This window comes from Xanthomonas sp. WHRI 7065, assembly GCF_040203115.2.
GTDB lineage: Bacteria > Pseudomonadota > Gammaproteobacteria > Xanthomonadales > Xanthomonadaceae > Xanthomonas > Xanthomonas arboricola.
The window spans coordinates 15,091-38,846 of sequence record NZ_CP168194.1 but is presented as its reverse complement, the minus strand read 5'-3'; the positions used below and the strand labels follow the sequence as shown (position 1 = coordinate 38,846).

Genomic DNA, 23,756 nt, shown 5'->3' with positions numbered 1-23,756 from the left:
GAAAAGCCCGGTTCGTCGGCTCCACTCCCGTCTCGCAGAACCGCCGTTGCGATTCCCCATTCCCCATTCCCGATTCCAGCCCTATGAGCCGCAAGCAAGCCTTCCAATTCCTCGACCTGCCCCGGACCATGCCCACGCGCATTCCGGTGGAGCTGCGTACGTCCGGTGACTGGGGCGAGCTGTACGGCAAGTTCGACAAGGCCGACGCGCAGTACCAGTCCGGCCGTTGCCTGGACTGCGGCAATCCGTACTGCAGCTGGAAATGCCCGGTGCACAACGCGATCCCGCAGTGGCTGCAACTGGTGCAGGAAAACCGCATCGAAGAAGCCGCCGCGCTGTGCCACTCCACCAATCCGCTGCCGGAAGTGTGCGGGCGGGTGTGTCCGCAGGACCGCCTGTGCGAAGGCAGCTGCACGCTGGAGGAATTCGGCGCGGTCACCATCGGCGCGGTGGAAAAATACATCGTCGATACCGCCTTCAAGATGGGCTGGCGCCCGGACCTGGGCAATGTGCAGCCGAGCGGCTGGCGGGTGGCGGTGATCGGCGCCGGCCCGGCCGGCCTGTCCTGCGCGGACCGCCTGGTGCGTGCCGGCATCGAGGCAGTGGTCTACGACCGCTACGAGCAGATCGGCGGGCTGCTGCAGTTCGGCATTCCCAGCTTCAAGCTGGACAAGTCGGTGATCGGCAAGCGCCGCGAGATCCTCGAAGGCATGGGCGTGCAGTTCCGCCTGGGCGTGGAGATCGGCAAGGACGTCAGCATCGAGCAGTTGCTGGGCGAGTTCGATGCGGTGTTCCTGGGCACCGGTGCCTACCGCTACACCGATGGCGGGCTGCCCGGGCAGGACCTGAAGAACGTGCTGCCGGCATTGCCGTTCCTGGTGCAGAACAGCCGCATCGTCAGCGGCAATGACCCGCACGGCCGGCCGATCGCCGGCTGGGAAGACCAGATGGCGCTACCCGATCTCAACGGCAAGCGCGTGGTGGTGCTGGGCGGCGGCGACACCGGCATGGACTGCGTGCGCAGCGCCATCCGCCTGGGTGCGGCCAAGGTCACCTGCGCGTACCGGCGCGACGAGGCAAGCATGCCGGGCTCGGCACGCGAGGTCGCCAACGCGCGCGAGGAAGGCGTGCGCTTTTTGTTCAACCGTCAGCCGCTGTCGATCGAATCCGGCGCCGACGACGAGGCGATCGGCGTGACCGTGGTGGAAACCCGGCTCGGCGAGCCCGATGCCAGCGGGCGGCGCAACGCGGTACCGGTGGAAGGCAGCGAATCGCTGCTGGAAGCGGACGTGGTGATCATCGCCTTCGGCTTCTCGCCGACCCTGCCCGACTGGCTGGCAGCGCAAGGCGTGGAAGCCGGCAGCAACGGCCGCATCGTCGCACCGGCCGACGACAACGGCCGCCTGCCCTACCAGACCAGCAACCCGCGCCTGTTCGCCGGTGGCGACTGCGTGCGCGGCGCCGACCTGGTGGTCACCGCGGTGGCCGAAGGCCGCGATGCGGCCGGCAGCATCGTGCAGCTGCTGGGCGTCAAGGCGCAGGTCAAGGAACCGGCTGCCGCCTGAGTGCCGACCAGTGCGTGGGCTCGGCGCCCACCGCTGGTTACCGGCTCGCGTGCGGGCAGCCCGCACGCTGCGTTGGCGGCCAGGCCGCATGACGCTGCTCGATGCAGCGCATCCACCGCGACCCACCGTGCGGAGAACGCTCCTGTAGGCGACCAGACTCTCGCCTGACTCATGACCCAGAGCTCCACCTGCCTGCCACGCAGGCCAGACGCCTCGTGGCGCAACGCCGATATCGCATCCGCAAGGTCGTGGTTTGTCCGACCCGCAGCACGCGAGGACACACGCACGCCTCCTCCGCGATCGACACCTCGCTGGACACACGGCGCGCCGGACAGGAGTGCCAGCAAACGCAAGCGCCCAGCCGCCGTGCAGCCTTTCGCACGCACGCTTGAGCCTGCCATCGGCATGGACGCAGGCCCGCGTCGATCTGCAGCCTCGACGATTGCACCCACTATCGAAGTGTGATTTAAGTCACATATCTGCTGTCGCCCTCTAACGCGATCCTGCCGACCCACCTCCAGACGCGCAGGACGCCCTGCGCCGAACCGGATGTGCTCGGCAATGACGGCAGTCGGTCCCATCCCGGTGCGCGATACCGCCGCCGCGGACTCCAGACCTCATTCATCTGTCGCCGCGCCCCGCGGCGGCGAAGCCGTGGGCCCACCAAGGAAGCAACCTCATGACACAGCAACTCACTACCGGCCAATACGGACGCGACGACTGGGTGGACTGGCTCCGCGGTGCCAGCGTGTTGATGGTGATCGTGCTGCACGCCTACGGCTTTGCCTTCGATGCCTACCCGGAACTGCGCGGCGGTGCGGCGGAAGAAAGCAGCGCACTGATGCTGTCGATCGAGCGCCTCAACCGCTCGCTGGCGCCGCTGCGCATGCAGCTGATGTTCCTGCTCTCGGGCCTGTTCGTGGCACGGGGGCTGGACAAGGGCATCGCGCCCTACCTCGGCGGCAAGCTACGGCACGTGCTGTATCCCTACCTGCTCTGGTCGGTGCTGATCTTCGCCCTGCGCGAGGCCGGCTCGGTGCTGGCCAAGGCCGAACCCATCGCCTGGCTGGACCTGGGCAAGATCGCGGTCGGCAACGTGGCACTGACCTGGTTCCTGTTCTACCTGTTCGTGTTTCTGGTGCTGATGCCCTTGCTGCGCCGGCTGCCGGCGCCGTTGGTCCTGGCCGCGACCGTGCTGGGCTCGGTCTGCCTGGGGCCGCTGCTGCGCCAGGGTGCCGATCCGTTCTATTACTTTGCGTTCTTCTACATCGGCACGCTGCTGGCCGGCCGGGTGCCGGCCCTGCTACGGCAAGCACCGCGCTGGATCTGGCCGCTGTCGTGCCTGAGCCTGTGCGCCATCGTGCTGATCGCCAATCTCACCGCGCTGCACGGCATCTGGATCGGCTACCTGCCGCTGGTGCTGATCGCGCTACCGCTGCTGATCACCGCGGCAATGTGGGCCAACCGGCAACCGGCCGCGCAGGCGATCCGCTATGTGGGCCGCAACTCGGTGGTGTTCTACCTGAGCCATTTTCCGCCGTTCATCGTCCTGGCCTACCTGCTGCCGCGCTGGATCGAAGAGGGAACGGTGCTGTTTTTCGCCTTGTTGAGTGTCGGCGTGCTGGCGCCGGCCGTGCTGTGCGTGCTGCGTGCACCGGGCCGCCTGCCCGCGCTGAACCTGCTGTTCTCCGCACCGCTGCCGGTGCGTCGCCCACGCAGCTTGCCTGTCGCCGGCAAGCTGCATGCCTCGCCGGTGTCCGCATAGCGGGAGTGCATGCCGGCAGTGCCGCTCAGCGGCGCTGCCGATCCGGCTGGTAAGGCTGATGTCGTGCGGTCATACGACCACGCACTACCGTTCCAAGCCCCAGGTGATGCATTCCATGCCGCGTCACTCTTGGGCCGACCCTAGCGCCGGCAACCGACCTGCAGCCCTGTGGCAGGGCTGCAGGCCAGGCGATCAGGCCGCCTTGTCCAGCGTGGCCATGTCGATCACGAAGCGGTACTTCACGTCGCTCTTGAGCATGCGCTCATAGGCCTCGTTGATCTGGTCGGCGCGGATGGTTTCGATGTCCGAGACGATGTTGTGCTTGGCGCAGAAATCCAGCATTTCCTGGGTCTGGCGGATGCCGCCGATCAACGAACCGGCCAGGGTGCGGCGCTTCATCACCAGATTGAACACGCTCGGCGAAGGATGCGACTCCTCGGGCACGCCCACCAGCACCATCGCGCCGTCGCGCTTGAGCGCATTGAGGAACGGGTCCAGGTTGTGCGGCGCGGCCACGGTGTTGAGGATGAAATCCAGCGTGTTGGCCTGTGCGGCCATCTGCGCCTCGTCCTTGGACACCACTACTTCGCTGGCGCCCAGGCGCAGCGCATCGGCGCGCTTGCTCTCGGAGGTGGTGAACAGCACCACGGTGGCGCCCATCGCCTTGGCGATCTTCACCGCCATGTGACCCAGGCCGCCCAGACCGACCACGCCCACCTTCTGACCGGGACCGACCTTCCAGTGCGCCAGCGGCGAATACGTGGTGATGCCGGCGCACAACAACGGTGCCACTGCGGCCAGGTTATCGCTGTGCGAGATGCGCAGCACGTATTTCTGGTCGACCACGATGTGGTCCGAGTAACCACCGTAGGTGTTCTCGCCGCCACCGAACATCGGGCCGTTATAGGTGCCGGTGAAGCCCTGCTCGCAATACTGTTCTTCGCCTTCCTGACAGGACGCGCAGCTGCGGCAGCTGTCGACCATGCAGCCGACGCCGGCCAGATCGCCGACCTTGAAGCCGGTGACCGCATCGCCGACCGCGGTAACGCGGCCAACGATCTCGTGGCCGGGCACCGACGGGTAGCGCGTGTTGTGCCATTCGTTGCGTGCGGTATGCAGGTCCGAGTGACACACACCGCAGTAGGCGATATCGATCTGCACATCGTTGGGGCCTGGCGCGCGCCGTTCGAACACGAACGGTGCAAGCGGCTGATCGGCAGTTTGGGCGGCGTACGCGTGGGCTTGGCTCATGGGGAGACTCCAGGATGTGACGTCCCCCGCAACAGTGCGGAAGACAAAGAAATGGGTGGCTCTAGCTTAAGACAGCTACCTGTCGCACTCCTGCGACAGTGCGTCTTGCCTGCCGGGTTGCGGACGCGACCGCAGCGGCATGGTGCGCCATGCGGGTGTTTGCGCACGATCAAATCGGCGTTTGCCGGCGTGAATGGCGCGCTAACGCCGGAGCTTCTACGCTGACCAACCACCATCCTGCCCTGCACCATCCCTGCTGGCCGTGCCCTCCCCCTGCGGCCGCCTACGTCGATGCCGAAGGAGGCTTCCATGTTCCGCTCTCCCCCCAACCTCCCATCCTTGCGCAGTGCCGCACTCGCACTGACCTTGCTGGCCGCACTGCCGCTGGCGCACGCCAAGGAGCCTGCGCGCCCCGGAAAGGAATCCAGCGGCCTGAAGTATGTCGGCGTCAATCTGTCCGGCGCCGAGTTCAACTCACGCAAGAAGCCCGGCACCCTGTTCAAGGACTACATCTATCCGGCCGCGTCGGATTTCAGTTATTTCGCCGGCAAGGGCATGAATACGATTCGCCTGCCGTTCCTGTGGGAACGCCTGCAGCCACAGCTCAACGGCGATCTGGATGCGGCGCAACTGGCGCTGCTGAAGAAATCGGTGAATGCGGCCAAGGCCAACAAGCAGTACCTGATCCTGGATGTGCACAACTACGCCAAGTACAACGGCAAGCGCATCGGCAGCAGCGAGGTGCCCACCGCCGCGGTGGCGGATCTGTGGCGCCGGCTGGCGCTCGAATTCAAGGACGACAAGTCGGTGATCTTCGGGCTGATGAATGAGCCCAACGGCATTTCCGCCACCGATTGGGCGAGCGCGGCGCAAGGTGCGATCAACGCGATCCGCAAGACCGGCGCCAGGAACCTGATCCTGGTGCCGGGTACCGCCTACAGCGGCGCGCATAGCTGGCGCAGCTCCAACTATGGCGTCTCCAATGCCAAGGCCTTGGAGATTCTCAAGGACCCGGGCAATAACCTGGCCTTCGAAGCGCACCAGTATCTGGACAACGACTACAGCGGCACCAAGCCGGTGTGCACCAGTGCCACGGTTGGCGAGGAAAAGCTGCGCGGCTTCACCGCATGGCTGCGCGAGAACAAGCAGAAGGGCTTTCTGGGCGAATTCGGCACCGCCAACAATCCGGTCTGCGACCAGGCGCTGGAAGGCATGCTGACCTACATGGAAAAGAACAGTGACGTGTGGCTGGGCTGGACCTGGTGGGCCGCTGGCGCATGGTGGAAGCCGGAGTATTTCTTCACCGTGCAGCCGGGCAAGGACGGCAGCGACAAGCCGCAGATGTCGATTCTGAGCAAGTACGCCCGCCGCGCGACCAAGTAAACCGCGCGGGAAGGTCGATCACGGTGGTCGCAGCGGTTGCTGCGGCCACCGTTTTTTTTGCGCGCCATCCGCCCTGTCCTGCCACGCGTCACCAATGACATCCACCAACGATTGCAGACAGCGTGCTGCATCCATCGCAGCCACAATCCCATCTGCCTATTGCAGCAGATGCATTGGCTGCCCGCTGCGGAAAGCATGACGCAGCCCACACCTATCGTGCGCTGCACATGGCAAGTGCCGAAGTTCCGCAATCGCACCAGGTGACTTTGCACGTGCATGCGTGTTGATCGCGCAGCAGCACGGTTGCGATTGCGCGTGCTGCGCCGCGCGTTGCGTTCTGATAATTCCCCGCGCAGTGCGGCGCATGTCGCACTTGCGATGTGCATCGCTGCCGCGCGTGCGACGCCAGCAACCTGCGGCGTTGCGATCGCACCACAACTGGCCAGCGATGCGGGATGCGGCGTACTTCCGCAGCCATTCGGCGCAGATTGCAACCGGCATGCAACGCGAGTGACCGCGCGGTGTCGCTTTACCACAACAAAGCGTGTGCATGTTTGGCAATAACTGCGAAGTCGCTCACAGCTCGAATTAAGTGATAGCTCGCATTCGTAGTTTGAATGTCTCGATGCGCTTAGGGTGAAACGCGATGCAGTGTCGTCATGCACGTGGCAGGTCCACGCCAGGGCAATGCATCTCCCCCGCGAATGTTTCAGGAGTCACCCATGCTGCCCTCCCCCACTCCGATGCGCCGGCTGTCCAGCCGTGCGTTGTCATTGCTGCTGCTTGTCATCGTGCTGCTTGCGGGTGTGCCGTTCGCACATGCACAGAACCGCCTGAAGTACGCAGGCGTCAATCTTTCCGGTGCAGAAATCAAATCCTCGCAGAAGCCCGGGGTGCTCAATGTCGACTACCTGTATCCGGCTGCCAGCGATTACCGCTACTTCGCCGGTAAACACATGAACATCGTCCGGCTGCCCATCCTGTGGGAGCGCCTGCAACCCAAGGCCGGTGGCGAGCTGGATGCGGCGCAGCTGGCGCTGATTCGCCAGGCCGTGGCCAACGCAAAGGCCGCCAAGGTTTACCTGATCCTGGATATCCACAACTACGCCAGGTATTACGGCAACAAGATCGGCAGCGCGCGCGTGCCGATCAGCACCTTCAACGATCTGTGGCGACGCCTGGCGCTCGCCTTCAAGAACGACAACAGCGTGATCTTCGGGCTGATGAACGAGCCTTACGACATCAATCCGCAGTCCTGGGCCAACGCCGCGCAGGCATCGATCGACACCATCCGCAAGACCGGTTCCACCAATCTGATCCTGGTGCCCGGCGCGCTATGGAGTGGCGCGCACAGCTGGTATTCCACCGTTGCCGGCCAGTCCAACGCAGTGGCGCTGGCCTCCATTCGCGACCCGCTCAATCGCTACGCCATCGAAGTGCATCAGTACCTGGACACGGACTCCAGCGGCACCAGCGCCGGCTGCGTCAGCAGCACCGCCGGTGCCGACCGCCTGCGCAGTTTCACCCAATGGCTGCGTCTGAATCACAAGCAAGGCTTTCTCGGCGAGTTCGGCACCGGCAACAACGCCACCTGCAACAGCGCACTCAACGGCATGCTGGGCTACCTGGAAACCAACCGCGACGTGTGGGTGGGCTGGACCTGGTGGGCCGCCGGCGCATGGTGGAACCGCAGCTACCCCTTCAACGTGCAGCCCGATGCGCAGGGCCGCGACAAGCCGCAGATGTCGATCCTGAGCGCACGCGCAAAACGTATCACCCACTAGTCGGAGCAAGCAGCGTGCGATGGGCAACCGTCGCACGCTGCGGAGCAAACACCCAGCTCACGCATGTACGCCCGGTACATGCCGATGCCAGGCAGCAGCCGCGCCCAGCCGCGGTGAGCACAGTCCTCACGCAATAAAACGCCAGCACTCAGCGCGCGCTCTAGCGCTCGCTACGTGCGCGCGCGCAACAGCGGTGCAGCGTCAGTGATCCGACGTCGCACCGTTGACGGCGAGCGCATCCATTCGCCGATTTTTCGACAGCGCCATGCATGCGATGGCGGTATCGACAAGCGTGCGCGACCGCTTTGCAACGCGGCGCGTCACAGCGTGCTGTTCCAGAACGTGACCCTTGCGGTAAGTGACTGCGACCCAGCCTACACATTTAATTCACATTCGATGTGGTGGGCATTTCGGCACGGCAGATGCATTGGTTACGACAGGTGTGGCGCACCTCGCGCAGATCGCACGCAAACCGCTGCGACACACCATCCCCGTCGTCGAAGGAGTTGTTTTTATGTCTGCTGTCTCTCAAACGCTGCGCACCGTTTTCCGCTGCGCTCTGCTCTGCATCCTGTTCGGCACATTCGCACCCGTCTACGCACAAACACGCGCACTGACGTATGCCGGCGTCAATTTATCCGGCGCCGAATTCGCATCGTCCAAAAAACCCGGCGTCCTCAATAAGGACTATATGTATGCATCGGCCAGCGATTACACCTATTTCGCCGGCGTCGGCATGAACACGATCCGCCTGCCGGTGCTGTGGGAACGTCTGCAGCCCAGTGCACGCGGTGAACTGGATCCGACCCAACTGGCCCTGGTGCAGCAAGCCGTGGCACGCGCCAAGGCATCGGGCATGTATCTGGTGCTGGACATCCACAATTACGGCAAATACTACGGCTACAAGATCGGTGGCGACGAAGTGCCAATCGCCACATTCGCCGATTTGTGGCGCCGCCTTGCGCTGGCATTTCCCAGCGACAACGCGGTGATCTTCGGGCTGATGAATGAGCCCAATGGCGTCTCCGCCAGCGCCTGGGCTGCCACTGCACAGGCAAGCATCAATGCGATTCGTGCCACCGGTGCGAACAACCTGATTCTGGTGCCCGGCGCATTATGGACCGGTGCGCACAGCTGGTATTCGCCCACCAACGATGGCTATTCCAACGCAACCGCATTGGTCTCGATCTACGATCCGCTCAATCGCTACGCGTTCGAAGTGCATCAATACCTGGATGCCGATTCCAGCGGCACCACCAATGTCTGCGTCAGTGCCACCATCGGTGTCGAGCGTCTGCGTAGTTTCACCGAGTGGCTGCGCACCAACCACAGGCGCGGGTTTCTGGGCGAATTCGGCACCGCCAACAACCCCGTCTGCAATGAAGCACTGCGCGGCATGCTCCGCTATATCGATGCCAATGCAGATGTCTGGTCGGGCTGGACCTGGTGGGCCGCCGGTTCGTGGTGGAACGTCAGCTATCAGTACAGCGTGCATCCCAACAAGGACGGCACCGACAAGCCGCAGATGTCCATCCTCTCGCCGCAGGCGGTGCGCGCCACACGCGCCATTCCGTAATGTGAGGCAGATGGGTTGAGTCACGCGAGCCGCCGCAAGGAGGCTCGCTTTTTTCTGTATCTTCGTACCGGCTATCTATTGGATGACAGGCCGAACAGGACGGTCTCGACGTGGCACCGTGTACGTCGCTCTGAAGCACACTGCGCGTCATTGCGCTGCAACGCCGCAAACACCCGTTGATGAACGTGCTTGCGCATCAGGTGCACCCCGAGCGCATCATCACCGAAGCTTGAGCTCACTGAACTCTTGCCCCCACTTCTGACGGCTATTCACCTGGCAGCGATAAAGCCGCGTCCAGCATGGGCGCACTTCACTGCAGGAGCATCACATGGCACATCGACTGATGAAGACCGCGCTGATCGGCGCACTCGCATTGGCAGCGCAGGGCGCGTTTGCGCAGGCCGCCGCCGACAAGCCGGCCAAGGCACTGACCGCCCGCGAGGTCACCAGCATGCTGACCGACAAGGGCTATACCAAGGTGCACGACGTCAAGTTCGAACATGGCGTGTGGACCGCCGACGCACGCAGCGGCGACGGCAAGGATGTGGATGTGCGTATCGATCCAGTGACCGGCCGCGTGTATGGCGACCAGACCACTTCCAAACTGAGCGAGGCCGACATCCGCGCCGCGTTGTCGACCGGCGGCTATTCCAATGTGCACGATCTCAAGTTCGAGGACGGCTTGTGGAAGGCCGATGCCGAGCAACGCGGTGGGCAGAAAGTGGATCTGCATGTCGACCCGGAAGACGGGCACGTGGTGAGCGTGGATAACGATTGACCAACGCATCCCGGAGTCGGTGACGCGCCGACAATGCGCCGCGTTGATGGCAACGCGTTGTCGGCAGCACGATCGAAGGCCTCTCCCAGGCCGGTGGCATCCTCTCTCAGAAGAGCACCGACCAAGAGACATACTTCAGTGGGATGTGGCACGTGATCTGACGCATCGATGCACTGCATCGACACGGATCGTGACCTCGTCCGCAGCCGCCACGATCAGGACGAACCAACGCAAAGGGCCTCCAACAGGAGGCCCTTTGTGTTGGTCGCGATACGCGGGCGCAGCGCTGCCGCTCACCTTGCAGGCCGCATCACGACGCCATGCAGTAGCTGCATGACATCGCATGCGGTGCTGGCGTCGTTCAACGCGCCGGCGCCGCCTTCTTGCCCTCGGCAGCGGCGTCTTTTTCGGCGTCAGGCGCCGCTGCTGCGGCACCCGCAGCGGGCTTGCCGGCCATCATGCGATCGCGCGCAGCCTTGAACGGGTTGCCGGCATACCAGTTGGGCCAGCGCTGGCCGGCGGCCACCTCCTTGCCCACGCCATACACCGCCTGCAGGTCTTCGATGGTGCCATCGAGCTTCCAGCTGGCCGCATCGTATTCGTCGCCCGGGGCGTGATAGCGATTGCGCCCATAGTCTTCGGCGGCCGCGCGCCCGGCTGCAGTACCGCCCTCACGCAGGTCTTCGCCGCCATCGGCATACAGCGCCGGCACGCCGGCCTTGGCGAAGTTGAAGTGATCCGAGCGGAAATACGAGCCGCTTTGCGGCGTGGCTTCGGCATGCAGGGTGCGGCCCTGCATCGCGGCGATCGGCTTGAGGATATCTTCCAGCTCCGAACTGCCCATGCCAACCACGGTAATATCGCGTGCGCGCCCGGCCACCGACATCGCATCCAGGTTGATCACCGCCGCAATCTTGTCCAGCGGAAAGCTCGGGTTGGCCACGTAGTACTTGGAACCGAGCAGGCCGGATTCTTCCAGCGTCACCGCAACGAACACCACCGACCGCGCTGGCTTGGGATCCTCGTGCGCGAACGCGTCGGCAATCTCGAGAATGCCGGCCACGCCGGTGGCATTGTCCACCGCGCCGTTATAGATGTTGTCGCCACTCTCGCCCGGGTGTTTGCCCAGGTGATCCCAGTGCGCCATGTACAGCACCGCCTCGTCGGCATGGCTGCTGCCCGGCAGTACGCCGACCACGTTGCGCGAGGATTTCTCCGCGATCGTGCTCTTCAGGTCCACCGACCAGCTGGCCTTCAACGGCACCGGCTTGAAGCCACGCTTGCTGGCGTCCTTGTAGGCCTGCGCCAGATCCAGCCCGGCATTGGCGAACAACTGCTTGGCGGTCTCGGCGCTGATCCAGCCCTGCACCGGCAGGCGCGGATCGGGATCGTCCTTGGCCGGCAGGTCGTATTGCGGGCCGGCCCAGGAATTCTTGACCACGTCCCAGCCATAGCTGGCGCCCGGGGTGTCGTGCACGATCAGCGCGGCGGCCGCGCCCTTGCGGGCGGCTTCCTCGAACTTGTAGGTCCAGCGCCCGTAGTAAGTCATGCGCTTGCCGTCGAACAGCTTGGCATCGCCGGTGTGGAAGCCGGGATCGTTGACGAACATGACCACCGTCTTGCCCTTCCAGTCCTGGCCGGCGTAATCGTTCCACTGCTGTTCGGGCGCATCCACGCCGTAGCCGACGAATACCAGCTCGCTGTTGTCCAGCTTGACCTCGGCCTGGCCGGTGCGGGTGCCGACCACGATGTCGGTGCCGAAGGCCAGCGTGCGGGTCTGCTCGCCGCTGCGCAGGCTGGGTGCGGTGGCCGCATCGGCGGTGGTTTCCACCATCGGCACGTCCTGGAACCAGCTGTCGCCGTTGCCCGGCTGCAGGCCGATGCGCTGCATCTGGTCACGGATATAGGTGACGGTCTTTTCTTCGCCCGGCGTGCCGGGGCCGCGTCCTTCGAACTCGTCCGAGGCCAGCGTCTTGACCAGCTCGGCAAAGTCGCCGCTGGTCAGCTCCGGCGAGAAGGCGTGGCGACTGGCCGGCGCGCTGGGCGCGCTGTCGACCGGTGCCTGCGCGGCGGGCGCGCTCGGCGCATCGGCGGGTTCACGCTTGCAGCCGGCCAGGGCCAGCGTCGCGGCCAGGCACAACAGGATCTTGCGGGGCATCGGGACTCCTCGTGCGGCGAAGGTCCCCCGATTCTAGGCGCTGGGCCCGTGGTGAGCGCGTCAGTCCTTGGGCGCCACGTCGCTGTCGAAGCTGCGCGCGGTAGCGCCGGTGACGGCACCAATCTTCGCAGTGCGGTGCACGTACAGGCTGACCTCGCGCTCGAACTCCAGCGGGCCATCGACCACCGCATCCGGGCCGATCACCACGCGCGGCTTGCGCGCAGGCTTGAACGAGAAGCTGAAGTTCGGCTTGGTGACCTCGATCCCGCCACGCACATGCGAGCGCACCCCGACGGTAATGTCGCCGTTGACGGTCTCGATGCCCTCGCCGAGCTCGGTTTCCACCAGGCCGATGCTGCCGTTGACGGTTTCCACGCCGCCGCTGATGCGGCTGCCGCGCTCCACCAGCACGCTGCCGTTGACCGTCTCCAGCCCGCCGGACACCACCACCTTCTGGCCCAGCGTGATCGCGCCATTGACCGTGGAGACATCGCCGGTGCGGGCGTTGTCGCCGATCTGGATACTGCCGTTGACCGTTTCCACACTCCGGGTCTGCGCGCCGGCGCCGACCTCGATGGAGCCGTTGACGGTGTCCAGCCCGCCATAGACCTTGCCGGCCTCGGCGCTGATGCGGCCGTTGACCTTGCTGATGTCCTCGTCGGCCCAGGCGCTTGTGCAGACCAGGGACAATGCCAGAAGAAGATGCTGGGGCTTCATGCTGAACCTTGCGCGGCGGCGGCTGTCTTGGGCGTGGCGGCGATCACACCATGCTTGGCTACAATCGCGCACCTGCCTGAAGTCACTGGACCTTTCGTTGCCCCTGTCGCCCGCCCCGCGATCGCGCCTGCCGTCCGCCCCCGCCAGCGGCCGCTCCCGCGCGTGGCTGGCGGCGACCGTGCTGGCCTGCACGCTGCTGGGCAGCACCGCGGCCGGTGCGCAAAGCCAGCGCGAAACCGAGCGCAAACTGCAGCAGCTGCGCGACGAACTCAAGACCATCAGCGCCGACCGCCGCGAGCTGGAGGGCAAGCGCGGCAACGCCGCCCAGCAACTGCGCCAGGCCGATGAGAAGGTGGCCAGGACCTCGCGTGCGTTGAGCGAGACCGAAACGGCGATGCGCGAGCAGGAACAGCACCTGGGCAAGCTGCAGCAGGACCGTGCGCAGCTGCAGCGCGGCCTGCAGAACCAGCGCGTGCAGCTGGCCGCGTTATTGCGCGCTGCCGACCAGGTCGGCCGCAACGCGCCGTTGAAGGTGTTGTTGTCGCAGGACACCGTGGGCGATGCCACCCGCATGCTGGCCGATCATCGCTACGTGCAGAACGCGCGTGCGCAGCGCATCCAGGCACTGACTACGCAGCTGGATGCGCTGACCAAGGTGGAGCAGGACATCGCCAACCGTCGCCAGGCACTGGATGCGGCGCGTGCGCAGCAAAAGGCGCAGGCCGCATTGCTGCAGAAGGATCGCTCGCAGCAGGCGGCGACCGTCGCGCAGCTGGACGACCGCTACAAACAGCGCGCCGAGCGCGAAAAAGCCCTGGGCCAGGACGCCAAATCGCTGGAGCAGCTGCTCGCCAACCTGCGCGCGGCCGCCGCCAAGGCCGAGGCCGAACGGCGGGCTGCCGCCAAACGCGCCGCCGCCGAAGCCGCCGCGCAGGCCAAACGCAGCAAGACCGAGCGCCCCGAGCGTCCCGGCAAGACCCCGCCCAAGGTCATTGCCAGCGCACCGGCGCCCAAGGTCGGCGGCCTGAGCTGGCCGGTCTCGGGCAACCTGCTGGCGCGCTTCAACGCCACCTTGCCCGACGGCCACACCAGCAAGGGCGTGCTGATCGGCGCGCCCAAGGGCAGCACCGTCACCGCGGTGGCCGATGGCACGGTGGTGTTCTCCGACTGGATGACCGGCTACGGCATGATCCTGATCGTGGACCACGGCAACGGCTACATGAGCCTGTACGCGCACAACGACACACTGTTGCGTGATGCCGGCGCGTCGATCAAGCGCGGCGAAGCGGTGGCCAAGGTCGGCAGCTCGGGCGGGCAGGGCGTGCCGGCGCTGTACTTCGAACTGCGTCGCAACGGGCAGCCGGTGGATCCGTCGAGCTGGTTGCAGCGCCGCTGAGTGCCGCGCACGCTTCGCGTGTGCCGGTGCATGACCGCCGCCATACCTGGCCCTGCCAAGTCAACGCGGATTTACCGCGGCTTCGCGCATAATCCAGGCTGCTCCGTTGCGGGGCGTCTTATCTCTTTGTCGGAGTGCTTCATGCGCGTAGCCGTCCTGTCCGTTGCCCTGTCGCTGGCGTTGTTCGCCTCACCCGGTTGGGCGCAGAAAGCCAGTCCCGCCGCCGCCCAGGCCACTGCGGACGATCCGGAAGCCAACGAAGCCGCCGTCTCCAAGGTGCCGCTGGATGAGATCCGCCGCTTCGTGGCGGTGTACAACGCGGTCAAGCAGGCCTACGTCGACCCGGTCGAGGACAAGAAGCTGATGCACGCAGCGGTGCGCGGCCTGCTCTCGGATCTGGACCCGCACAGCACCTATTTCGACAAGGAAGATGCCGAAGCCTTCGACGAGCAGGCCACCGGCGCCTACGACGGCATCGGCGTGGAACTGCTGCAGCAGCAGGACAACACGCTCAAGGTGATCGCGCCGATCGACGACACCCCGGCCGCGCGCGCCGGCATCCGCGCCGGCGACGTCATCGTGGCCATCGACGGCAAGCCGATCGACGCCAGCAAGGCGATGGAGCCGCTGCGCGGCGAATCCGGCAGCAAGGTCGTGCTGACCATCGTGCGCGACAAGGCGCCCAAGCCATTCGATGTGACCCTGCAGCGCGAGACCATCCGCGTGGCCAGCGTGCGCAGCAAGCTGCTGGAACCGGGTTATGGCTATATCCGCATCAGCACCTTCCAGGCCGACACCGGTGCCGACTTCCAGAAGAACCTCAAGCAGCTGCAGGCCGGCGGCAAGTTGCGCGGCCTGGTACTGGACCTGCGCAGCAATCCGGGTGGGCTGCTGACCTCGGCGGTGCAGGTGGCCGACGACCTGCTCGACAAGGGCAATATCGTCAGCACGCGCGGGCGCATCTCCATCAGCGATGCCAAGTTCGACGCCACCCCGGGCGATCTGCTCGGCGGCGCACCGGTGGTGGTGCTGGTAGACGCCGGCTCGGCCAGTGCTTCGGAAGTGCTGGCCGGCGCGCTGCGCGACAACCAGCGCGCGCGCATCATCGGCAGCCGCACCTTCGGCAAGGGCTCGGTGCAGACCGTGCTGCCGCTGGACAACGGCGACTCGGTCAAGCTGACCACCGCGCGCTATTACACCCCCAGCGGCAAGTCGATCCAGGCCAGCGGCATCGTGCCGGAAGTGCTGCTCACCCCGGAACCGCAACCGGGCGATGCCGACGTGCCGGCCAGCCTGGCCGACTTCAGCGAAGCCACGCTGCCGGGCCATCTGCGTGGCGATGCCGAAGGCGAGGAGGGCTACAGCGCCGGCGACGTGCTGCCGGGCGATGGCCCGATCGCCTCCGCGCTGGCCGAGCTCAAGCAGCCCGGCTCGGCGGCCAAGGCGCAAGCCGCGCTCAAGGCCAAGGCACAGGCAGCGCAGAAGGCCAGGGCCGCCAAGACCGCGGCCGAGCCCAAGCCGGCTGCCGCGCGCCCGGCCGCGACCGACAAGCCCAAGCCTGCCGACAAGCCGAGCGAACCGGCTGAAAAGGCCAAGCCAGCGCCGCCAGCCGCACCAGCGGCGCCTGCGCCGGCCGAACCGGTCAAGTAATCCGGCCACAGCGCAGCGGGCCAATCACCCGCTGCGCGCCAGGCCCGATCGCTACGCGTCGGCACTGCGACGCCACCTGCACGCATCCCTGGATCACCCGGCCACCACAGCGCCGGCGGGTTTGGACCCCGAAGCGTTTGTAGGAGCGACCCCGGTCGCGACAAGCCTCCCCGATTGCCCAATCACCACCGCGTCAACCAAGCGCTATCGCGTAATCGCCAACACCTCGGGATTGACCAGGTTGCGCGGCGCACCGGCAGCAAATGCGAGCACATTGTCGAACGCCGCTTCGAAGTACAGCGCATAGCTGTCGCTTTCCACGTAGCCCAGATGCGGCGTCGCCAGCACGCGTGGATGCTGCAGCAGCGGGTCGCGCGGATCCAGCACCGGCTCGCGCTCGAACACATCCACCGCCGCCTGCGCCGGCCGGCCCGCATCCAGCGCGGCCAGCAATGCGCCGGGCGCGATCAGCTCAGCACGGCTGGTGTTGACCAGCAACGCATCCGGGCGCATCCACGCCAGATCCTGCGCACTGATCTGGTGGCGGGTCTGCGCGGTCAGGCGCCGATGCAGCGACAGCACATCGCTGCGTTCGAACAGGTCCTGCCGGCTGGCGGCGATGTCGAAGCCATCGCGCGCGGCCTGTGCGCACGAGGCCTCGCCGCCCCACACCAGCACCTGCATGCCGAACGCACGCCCGAAGCCAGCCACGCGCTGGCCGATCCGCCCGTAACTCCAGATGCCCAGCGTACGCCCGTGCAACGCGCGCCCCAGGCCGGGATCGCCCAGCGCCTGCCAGCGGCCCTGGTGCAGCGCGCGCTGGTACTCGCCCAGGCGCCGGCTGGCCGACAGGATCAAGGCCCAGGTCAGTTCTGCCGGTGCCACCGGCGAGCCGACGCCTTCGGCCACCGCCACCCCGAACTCGGTGCACGCAGCCACATCCACATGCGCGCCGATCCGGCCGGTCTGGCTGATCAACTTGAGTCGCGGCAGACGCCGCAACAGCGTGGCGTCCACGCGGGTGCGTTCGCGGATCAGCACCAGCGCATCGGCTTCGACCAGCCGCTCGGCCCATTCGTTGGGGTCGGTGGCCAGCGCGCCCAGCACCTGCACATCGTGGCCGTGCAGGCGCTGCAGGCAGGGCAGGTGACGCACGGCGCCCTGGTAATCGTCGGGCACCAGGATGCGCATCAGCGCGGCTTGGTCGGCAACGGGAACGGCGTGACCACCTTGTCGCCAGTGGTGGCATCGCGGATCACCGACTGGCCCTTCTTCTCGACTTCCTCGATGCGCACGATGCTCTGCATCGGCAGGTGCAGCGTCTTGGTGTTGCCGAACTCTTCGCGCAGGCGCTCTTCGGTGGGATCGACCACCAGCCCGTCGTGCACGTCGAACACCAGCTCGCCGATCTGGTTGAAGCCCCACAGATGGCTGCCGGTGACCTGGCGGGCGTAGAGCTCGTAGACCTTGCCGTGATTGAGGAAGGTGACTTTGTACAGGGGCTTGGACATGCGGCGATTATAGACGCGCCACCGCGCAGCGACGCAGTGCGCGGCCGGCGCAACACGGCGCCCCGGTGCGTCTTGCACGATTGCCGCCGCGCTAGAACCCGTGGCGCTTGCGCAGCCGCCGCGCGATCGCCGCGCGCACATACAGCCCGTAGACGATGCCGAATACGAACCCGGCGATATGCGCCGACCACGCCACCATGCCGAAGGCCGGGCCGATGTAGGCAAACACCACCTGCAGCAGCGCCCAGGCACCGATCAGCAACGGTGCTGGTACCCGGATGAATTCCAGAAACACTCCCAGCGGCAGCACCACGCCCAGCTTGGCGCCGGGGAACAGCGCCAGATAGGTGCCGATCAACGCCGACACCGCACCCGAAGCGCCGATGATCACCCGGTCCGGCGTGCCGATCGCGAAGATTGCCGCCAGATTGGAGGCCGCGCCGCCGACCAGGAACAGCAACAGCAGGCGCCACGGCCCGAGGATGCGCTCGGCCGGCAGCCCGAAGATCAGCAGGAACACCAGGTTGCCGAGCAGGTGCGACCAGTCCGCATGCAGGAACAGCGCGGTGAACAGCCGCAGCACGCTGCCGTCGCGCAGCGTCGCCCACCAGTCGCCCAGGTTGGACACGCCGCTGGACAGCGCGCCCCAGTCCAGCCACAGCGTATTGCGTGCCTCGCCGGGCCGGCTGATCGACCACAGATAGGCCAGCCACACGGTTGCGAACAGCAACGGCACTGCCCAGCGCGGGGTGGGTTTCTTGCGGGAGGGGAGAGAGACGAACATCGGAGTGGCACTCTAGCGGGTTCACGCTCCTGAACCCATCCCTAACCTGTCCAGCCGATCAAAACGTGCTTCGTTATTGTTCGGTTAATTGTGGTGGGTATACTGCGTACGGCGTCGTATGTCGGGGGGGGGTTTCCGGCGCGCTCCAGCAGCCACTTGGCGCTGGGCGCGGGCGCTGTACCGACCACTGCAGTCTTTATCCGGAGAGCACCACCTTATGTCTACCGCTTCCACTCTCAGCCGCGCCACCCTGTTGGCCGTCGGTATTGCCGGCGTACTCGCCGTTGGCCAGGCCCACGGCGCCGCCTTCCAGCTGAAGGAAAACAGCGCCAAGGGTCTTGGCCGCGCCTTCGCAGGTTCGGGCAGCGCCCCGGACGATGCCTCGATCATCGCCAACAACCCGGCCGGCATGCGCCAGCTGGACGGTCGCCTGTTCCAGGCCGACGTCAGCGCCATCAGCTTCTCGGCCAAGTTCCAGCCTGACACCGCCACCTACGCCAACGGCGCCCCGGTCTCCGGCGGCAATGGCGGCGACGCCGGCATGATCGCGCCGGTCCCGGCGATGTACTTCCACGTGCCGTTCGGCGAGAACGACAACATGCACCTGGGTACCTCGCTGACCGTGCCGTTCGGCTTCAAGACCGAATACGACCGTGACTGGGTTGGCCGCTACCACGGCACCAAGACCGAGCTGCAGGCGATCGACTTCAATGTCGCGTTCTCCTACGACGTGAACCCGTACGTGTCCTTCGGTGCGTCGGTGTTCGCCGAGCGTCTGGATATCGATCTGGCCAATGCGGTCGACTTCGGCAGCGTGCTGGCCGCGCGCCGCGTGCCGGGCTTCGCGCCCGGCAATGCCGATGGCTACTCGCGCATCAAGGGCGACAGCACCGAAGTGGGCTTCACCCTCGGCGGCCTGTTCAGCATCGACGAGAACACCCACATCGGTTTCAGCTACCGTTCGCAAGTGGATCACAAGATCACCGATGGCGATGCCGACTTCACCGTGCCGGGTCCGGCTGCGGCAGTCCTGGGCGTTGCCGCTCCGGGCACCTTCGTCGACACCAAGGGCCGCGCCACCGTCAGGCTGCCGGCCAGCGCCACCGCCAGCTTCACCCACAACGTGAACGAGCAGTGGTCGGTCATGGCCGACGTCACCCGCACCGCCTGGAGCAAGTTCGACCAGGTGACCGTGGACTTCGCCTCCAACCAGCCCGACAGCGTGCTGGACTTCTCCTACCGCGACACCACCTTCGCCTCGATCGGTGCCGACTACCGCATGAGCGAAACGCTGACCCTGCGTGGCGGCCTGGCGTACGACCAGACCCCGACCACCGCCGAGCACCGCGACGTGCGCGTGCCGGATGCGAGCCGCAAGTGGGTCTCGCTGGGTCTGAGCTGGCGTCCGTCGCAGCAGGCCGAATACAACTTCGGTTACACCCACCTGTTCACCAGCGACCCGACCAGCGACACCCGCAGTGCCACCGGCGACCGTCTGGCGGGCAGCTACAAGGTGAAGGGCGACGTGCTGGCTGCTTCGGTCAACTACAAGTTCTGATCGTCGTAGCACCACGCATGTAAAGAAAAACCCCGCTACGGCGGGGTTTTTCTTTGCTGCCTTGCACGCGCCACTACGTGCGTTGCAGGCCGGCGGCTGACTGCGGCTGCGCAAGTAGATTCCCGCAGACGATCTAGGCAAGCGCATCACCCAGCGCCATCGCAGTGGCGTACTGGCGTGGCGAGCGCGTGGTGCATGCTGAGGCGCTGTCTTTCTGGGCGACGCAGCGCCGGGGCATGCAACGGTGATGCCTCAGCGGAACGCGCCGATCCAGGCCGCATACCCCGCCAGACGCGCTGTGCAGGCGGTAGCGCAGATTGCTATGGTCGTGCGCATGAGCCAACCCGACTTCATCCAGATCACCGACAACGCCGTCTCGCGCGAGGATTGCGCCGCCATCGTGCAACGCATGCGCGACAGCCGGCAGCTGCATCCCGGCCGCATCGGTGGCGGCGTGTTTCCCGAACTCAAACACAGCCGCGACCTGCGCATCAGCGGCGTAGCCGAATGGGCGGCGGTGGAAAACCGCCTGCAGCAAGCGGTGTTCGAAGGCGTGCTGACCTATCTGCGGCACTATCCACAAGCCCTGATTTCACCGCTGATGCTGCAGGTCACCACCGCCGACGGCAGCCCGCACCGGCTGGTGGCCGAGGACATCGCGCAGATGAGCGACCAGGCGCTGGGCGACCTGGCCCGTACCTGCCTGCGCCCGGGCGCGATCAACCTGCAGTGGTACACCGCCGACCAGGGCGGCTATCCGTACTGGCATTGCGAGCTGTATCCACGCGATGCCAGTGCCGACACGCTGCACCGGCATCTGCTGTGGACGCTGTACCTCAACGACGAGTTCGAACAGGGCGAAACCGAATTCCTGTTCCAGCAGCGCAAGGCCCGCCCGCGCACCGGCAGCCTGCTGATCGCCCCCACCGCCTTCACCCACACCCACCGCGGCAACCGCCCGGTCGGCGGCGACAAGTTCATCGCCACCAGCTGGATCCTGTTCCAGTCGGCGAGTGCCTTGTACGGCGGGGAATAGGCAATCGAGAATGGAGAATCGCAACAGCAGAGCCGCGCTGTTGCGAATCGCTGTCGCCGTTACGATTCCCGATTCCCGAATCCCGATTCCCCGCCCCTAGAACAGACTGCCTTGCGGCGACTGCGGCACCGGCTTGGTCGGCGGAGCGGGGCGGCGGAACTTGGTCGTGTCCAATGCCGGCATGTCGCGTGCGTCGAAACCGCTGCGGCGGTGGGCCAGGGCGAAGCGGCGTGCCAGCAACTCCGCATAGACGCCCTGGCCGCGCAGGCGTGTGCCGAAGGCGCTGTCGTAATCCTTGCCGCCGCGCAGTTGCTGGATCGTGCTCATCACGTGCCCGGCGCGTTGCGGGTAATGGGTCTGCAACCAGTCGCGGAACAGTGGCGCCACCTCGTGCGGCAGCCGCAGCAACACGTAGCCAGCACTGTGCGCGCCAGCAGCGGACGCAGCCTGCAGGATCGCTTCCAGCTCATGGTCGTTGATCCACGGGATCACCGGCGCGGCCATCACCCCGACCGGCACGCCGGCCTCGTGCAGCGCCCGCATCGCGCGCAGGCGGGCATGCGGTGCGGACGCGCGCGGTTCCAGCCTGGCCGACAGATGCGGGTCCAGCGTGGTCACCGAAAAATGCACGTTGACCAGGCCCTCGCGTGCCAGCGGTGCGAGCAGGTCCAGATCGCGCGTGACCAACGCATTCTTGGTGATCAGCGTGAACGGGTGGCGGGTCTCCCACAGCACCTCGATCAGGCGCCGCGTCAGTGCGCGTTTGCGCTCGATCGGCTGGTAGGCATCGGTGTTGATGCCCAGTGCGATCGGGCTGGGCACATAGCCCGGGCGCGACAGTTCGCGGCGCAACAGCTCCGGCGCGTTGGTCTTGGCGAACAGCTTGGTCTCGAAATCCAGCCCGGGCGACAGATTGAGATAGGCATGCGAGGGCCGCGCAAAGCAGTAGCTGCAACCATGCTCGCACCCACGATACGGATTGACCGATTGCGAGAAGCCGATGTCCGGCGATTGATTGCGGCTGATGATGCTGCGCGCGGTTTCCTCGGTGACCTGGGTGCGCAGCGCCGGCGCGGCGAACTCCTCGCCGTCGTCGGCGTACCAGCCATCGTCCACCGGTTGCTGGGTGGTGGTTTCGAAGCGTCCGGGCAGATGGCCGGTCGCACCACGGCCCTTGATCGCAGTTGCCATCGCGTCATCGTACGGCCGGCGGGTCTCAATCGATGCGACCAGGGGCGCGCCACGATGAAGTTTTCAGACCCGGCGCGGCGATCGTGTTGGCCGCATGGTCATCGCGGCGGTGCGTGCGCCCCGTAGAATCCGCGCATGTTCGCATCCGTACAGGGCGCGTGGGATCGGCTGGCCACCATTCCCCACCTCGAAGCGCTTCTCCTCGCCGCCTACGTGCTGTACCTGCTGTGGATCGCCAGCTGGATCGTGCTGCAGAAGCGCGAGCCGGTGGCCACGCTCAGCTGGGTGCTGTCGCTGGCGGCGCTGCCGTACCTGGGCCTGTTGATCTACTACTGGCTCGGTCCGCAGAAGGTCAAACGCCAGCGACTGCGGCGCGGCCGTTCGCGCTCGGGCATGGAGAGCTATAGCAGCGTCTGCCCGCCGGATGCGGACTGCACCGAGCTGGCCAAGATCGCCCAGTCCACCACCGGGCTGGCCCCCAGCAGCGCCACCGAAGTGCACTGGCTGGTGGATGGCGCGGCCACCTATGCGGCCATCATCGAGGCCATCCGCGGTGCACGCGACCATATCCATCTGCAGTACTACATCTTCCAGCCCGACCACAGCGGCACCGCGATCTGCGATGCGCTGATGGAGCGCGCACGCGCCGGGGTCAAGGTGCGCCTGCTGATGGATGCGGTGGGGTCGTCGGCGATGACCCGGCGCAGCTTGCGCACGCTGCGCGCGGCCGGGGTGGAGACTGCCTGGTTCCATCCATCCCAGCTGCTCAAGCCGTTCAAGCGGCCGTGGTTGAACCTGCGCACCCACCGCAAGGTCGTCGTGGTCGACGGCAGGATCGGCTTCACCGGCGGCATCAACGTCACCGACGAGGAGAACGAGCAGGTCCGCAGCGATGCCTACCGCGACCTGCACATGCGCCTGCAGGGCCACGTGGTGCGCAGCCTGCAGCTGGTGTTCCTGGAAGACTGGCTCTACGCCACCGGGCAGGGCCGCGCTGCCTTCCACGGCCAGCAGCTATGGCCCGAAGACGTGCCGAGCCGTGCGCAAGGCGATGTCGACGCACAGGTGCTGGTCTCCGGGCCGGATTCGTCGTGGGAGTCGATCCACCGGCTGATGGTCGCTGCGATTCACGAAGCCCGGCATCGGGTCTGGCTGGTCACGCCGTATTTCGTCCCCGGCGAGGCCGCGCGCATGGCGCTGACCTCGGCCGCACTGGGGGGCCTGGACGTGCGCCTGCTGGTACCGCGCGTCAGCGACTCGCGGCTGGTCACCTACGCGGCGCGTTCGTATTTCGACGAGCTGCTCGAGGCGGGCGTGCGCATCTACGAATACGGCCCGCGCATGCTGCACACCAAGGCGCTGCTGGCCGACGACGATGTCTGCATCGTCGGCAGCGCCAATTTCGACAGCCGCAGCTTTCGCCTGAATTTCGAGCTGTCGATGCTGTTCCGCGACCAGGCGGTGGCCGCCGAGCTGGCCGGCTTGATCGACGCCGACCTGCAGCAGGCGCAGGAAGTGCGCTTCGTCCGCCACCGGCCGCTGTGGCGCTCGCGGCTGCCCGAAGCCTGTGCGCGGCTGCTGTCACCGCTGCTCTGAGCCGCATCGCCGCGCCCACGTGGAACCGTGCCGGGCGCGGCGCTACACTGCCGCCAC

At 66.1% G+C, this 23,756-nt stretch carries 18 protein-coding genes; 11 read left to right on the top strand and 7 right to left on the bottom strand.

Annotated features, from left to right (window positions below):
• The first annotated feature begins 83 nt into the window (after positions 1-83).
• Both ABQY64_RS00160 and ABQY64_RS00155 read left to right on the top strand, forming a co-directional pair.
• Complete coding sequence (locus ABQY64_RS00160) at positions 84-1,565, top strand: FAD-dependent oxidoreductase (RefSeq protein ID WP_039514691.1); 1,482 nt, start codon at positions 84-86, stop codon at positions 1,563-1,565.
• A gap of 679 nt (positions 1,566-2,244) precedes the next feature.
• Positions 2,245-3,330 carry an acyltransferase gene (locus tag ABQY64_RS00155; RefSeq protein ID WP_349779592.1) on the top strand — a complete coding sequence of 362 codons (1,086 nt, stop codon included), beginning with the start codon at positions 2,245-2,247 and terminating at the stop codon, positions 3,328-3,330.
• A 192-nt stretch (positions 3,331-3,522) separates the two neighbouring features.
• On the opposite strand, the gene ABQY64_RS00150 is transcribed toward ABQY64_RS00155, so the two are convergent.
• Complete coding sequence (locus ABQY64_RS00150) at positions 3,523-4,581, bottom strand: NAD(P)-dependent alcohol dehydrogenase (protein ID WP_016901586.1); 1,059 nt, start codon at positions 4,579-4,581, stop codon at positions 3,523-3,525.
• Between the two features lie 309 nt (positions 4,582-4,890).
• Here ABQY64_RS00150 and ABQY64_RS00145 point away from each other — a divergent pair, with 309 nt between their 5' ends.
• The 4 genes from ABQY64_RS00145 (at position 4,891) to ABQY64_RS00130 (ending at position 10,102) form a co-directional block, all read left to right on the top strand.
• Positions 4,891-5,964 (top strand): glycoside hydrolase family 5 protein, encoded by a 1,074-nt coding sequence (locus tag ABQY64_RS00145; RefSeq protein WP_349779591.1) that lies wholly within the window; start codon positions 4,891-4,893, stop codon positions 5,962-5,964.
• A 794-nt stretch (positions 5,965-6,758) separates the two neighbouring features.
• On the top strand, positions 6,759-7,748 hold the full coding sequence (locus tag ABQY64_RS00140) for a glycoside hydrolase family 5 protein (RefSeq protein WP_349779666.1): 990 nt from the start codon (positions 6,759-6,761) through the stop codon (positions 7,746-7,748).
• 514 nt (positions 7,749-8,262) lie between these two features.
• Positions 8,263-9,324, top strand: a complete 1,062-nt coding sequence (locus tag ABQY64_RS00135) for a glycoside hydrolase family 5 protein (protein ID WP_349779590.1) — start codon at positions 8,263-8,265, stop codon at positions 9,322-9,324.
• Between the two features lie 328 nt (positions 9,325-9,652).
• A complete protein-coding gene (locus ABQY64_RS00130) occupies positions 9,653-10,102 on the top strand; it encodes a PepSY domain-containing protein (protein ID WP_026064113.1) in 450 nt (149 codons plus the stop codon).
• Between the two features lie 361 nt (positions 10,103-10,463).
• On the opposite strand, the gene ABQY64_RS00125 is transcribed toward ABQY64_RS00130, so the two are convergent.
• Both ABQY64_RS00125 and ABQY64_RS00120 read right to left on the bottom strand, forming a co-directional pair.
• Positions 10,464-12,260 carry a M28 family metallopeptidase gene (locus ABQY64_RS00125; protein WP_167705087.1) on the bottom strand — a complete coding sequence of 599 codons (1,797 nt, stop codon included), beginning with the start codon at positions 12,258-12,260 and terminating at the stop codon, positions 10,464-10,466.
• A 60-nt stretch (positions 12,261-12,320) separates the two neighbouring features.
• Complete coding sequence (locus ABQY64_RS00120; protein ID WP_026064112.1) at positions 12,321-12,977, bottom strand: hypothetical protein; 657 nt, start codon at positions 12,975-12,977, stop codon at positions 12,321-12,323.
• 97 nt (positions 12,978-13,074) lie between these two features.
• Here ABQY64_RS00120 and ABQY64_RS00115 point away from each other — a divergent pair, with 97 nt between their 5' ends.
• Together ABQY64_RS00115 and ABQY64_RS00110 are read left to right on the top strand one after the other, a co-directional pair.
• On the top strand, positions 13,075-14,373 hold the full coding sequence (locus ABQY64_RS00115) for a murein hydrolase activator EnvC (RefSeq protein ID WP_228600274.1): 1,299 nt from the start codon (positions 13,075-13,077) through the stop codon (positions 14,371-14,373).
• A gap of 141 nt (positions 14,374-14,514) precedes the next feature.
• Positions 14,515-16,023 carry a S41 family peptidase gene (locus ABQY64_RS00110; RefSeq protein WP_104561507.1) on the top strand — a complete coding sequence of 503 codons (1,509 nt, stop codon included), beginning with the start codon at positions 14,515-14,517 and terminating at the stop codon, positions 16,021-16,023.
• Between the two features lie 204 nt (positions 16,024-16,227).
• Here ABQY64_RS00110 and ABQY64_RS00105 read toward each other — a convergent pair whose 3' ends face one another.
• The 3 genes from ABQY64_RS00105 to ABQY64_RS00095 form a co-directional block, all read right to left on the bottom strand.
• Complete coding sequence (locus ABQY64_RS00105) at positions 16,228-17,214, bottom strand: D-2-hydroxyacid dehydrogenase family protein (RefSeq protein ID WP_104645554.1); 987 nt, start codon at positions 17,212-17,214, stop codon at positions 16,228-16,230.
• Positions 17,214-17,534: a DUF1820 family protein gene (locus ABQY64_RS00100; protein ID WP_016901574.1), complete on the bottom strand. Its 321-nt coding sequence runs from the start codon at positions 17,532-17,534 to the stop codon at positions 17,214-17,216. Before ABQY64_RS00100 ends, ABQY64_RS00105 begins: the two co-directional genes overlap by 1 nt.
• 91 nt (positions 17,535-17,625) lie before the next feature.
• Complete coding sequence (locus ABQY64_RS00095) at positions 17,626-18,318, bottom strand: rhomboid family intramembrane serine protease (protein ID WP_003482177.1); 693 nt, start codon at positions 18,316-18,318, stop codon at positions 17,626-17,628.
• Between the two features lie 217 nt (positions 18,319-18,535).
• Here ABQY64_RS00095 and ABQY64_RS00090 point away from each other — a divergent pair, with 217 nt between their 5' ends.
• Positions 18,536-19,876, top strand: a complete 1,341-nt coding sequence (locus tag ABQY64_RS00090) for an outer membrane protein transport protein (RefSeq protein ID WP_166763800.1) — start codon at positions 18,536-18,538, stop codon at positions 19,874-19,876.
• 334 nt (positions 19,877-20,210) lie between these two features.
• Positions 20,211-20,912: a 2OG-Fe(II) oxygenase gene (locus tag ABQY64_RS00085; RefSeq protein WP_166763799.1), complete on the top strand. Its 702-nt coding sequence runs from the start codon at positions 20,211-20,213 to the stop codon at positions 20,910-20,912.
• 96 nt (positions 20,913-21,008) lie between these two features.
• Here ABQY64_RS00085 and ABQY64_RS00080 read toward each other — a convergent pair whose 3' ends face one another.
• A complete protein-coding gene (locus ABQY64_RS00080) occupies positions 21,009-22,103 on the bottom strand; it encodes a PA0069 family radical SAM protein (RefSeq protein ID WP_349779589.1) in 1,095 nt (364 codons plus the stop codon).
• A 135-nt stretch (positions 22,104-22,238) separates the two neighbouring features.
• Between ABQY64_RS00080 and cls the strand changes: the two genes are divergently transcribed.
• Complete coding sequence (gene cls / locus ABQY64_RS00075; protein ID WP_039816493.1) at positions 22,239-23,699, top strand: cardiolipin synthase; 1,461 nt, start codon at positions 22,239-22,241, stop codon at positions 23,697-23,699.
• Positions 23,700-23,756 lie beyond the last annotated feature (57 nt).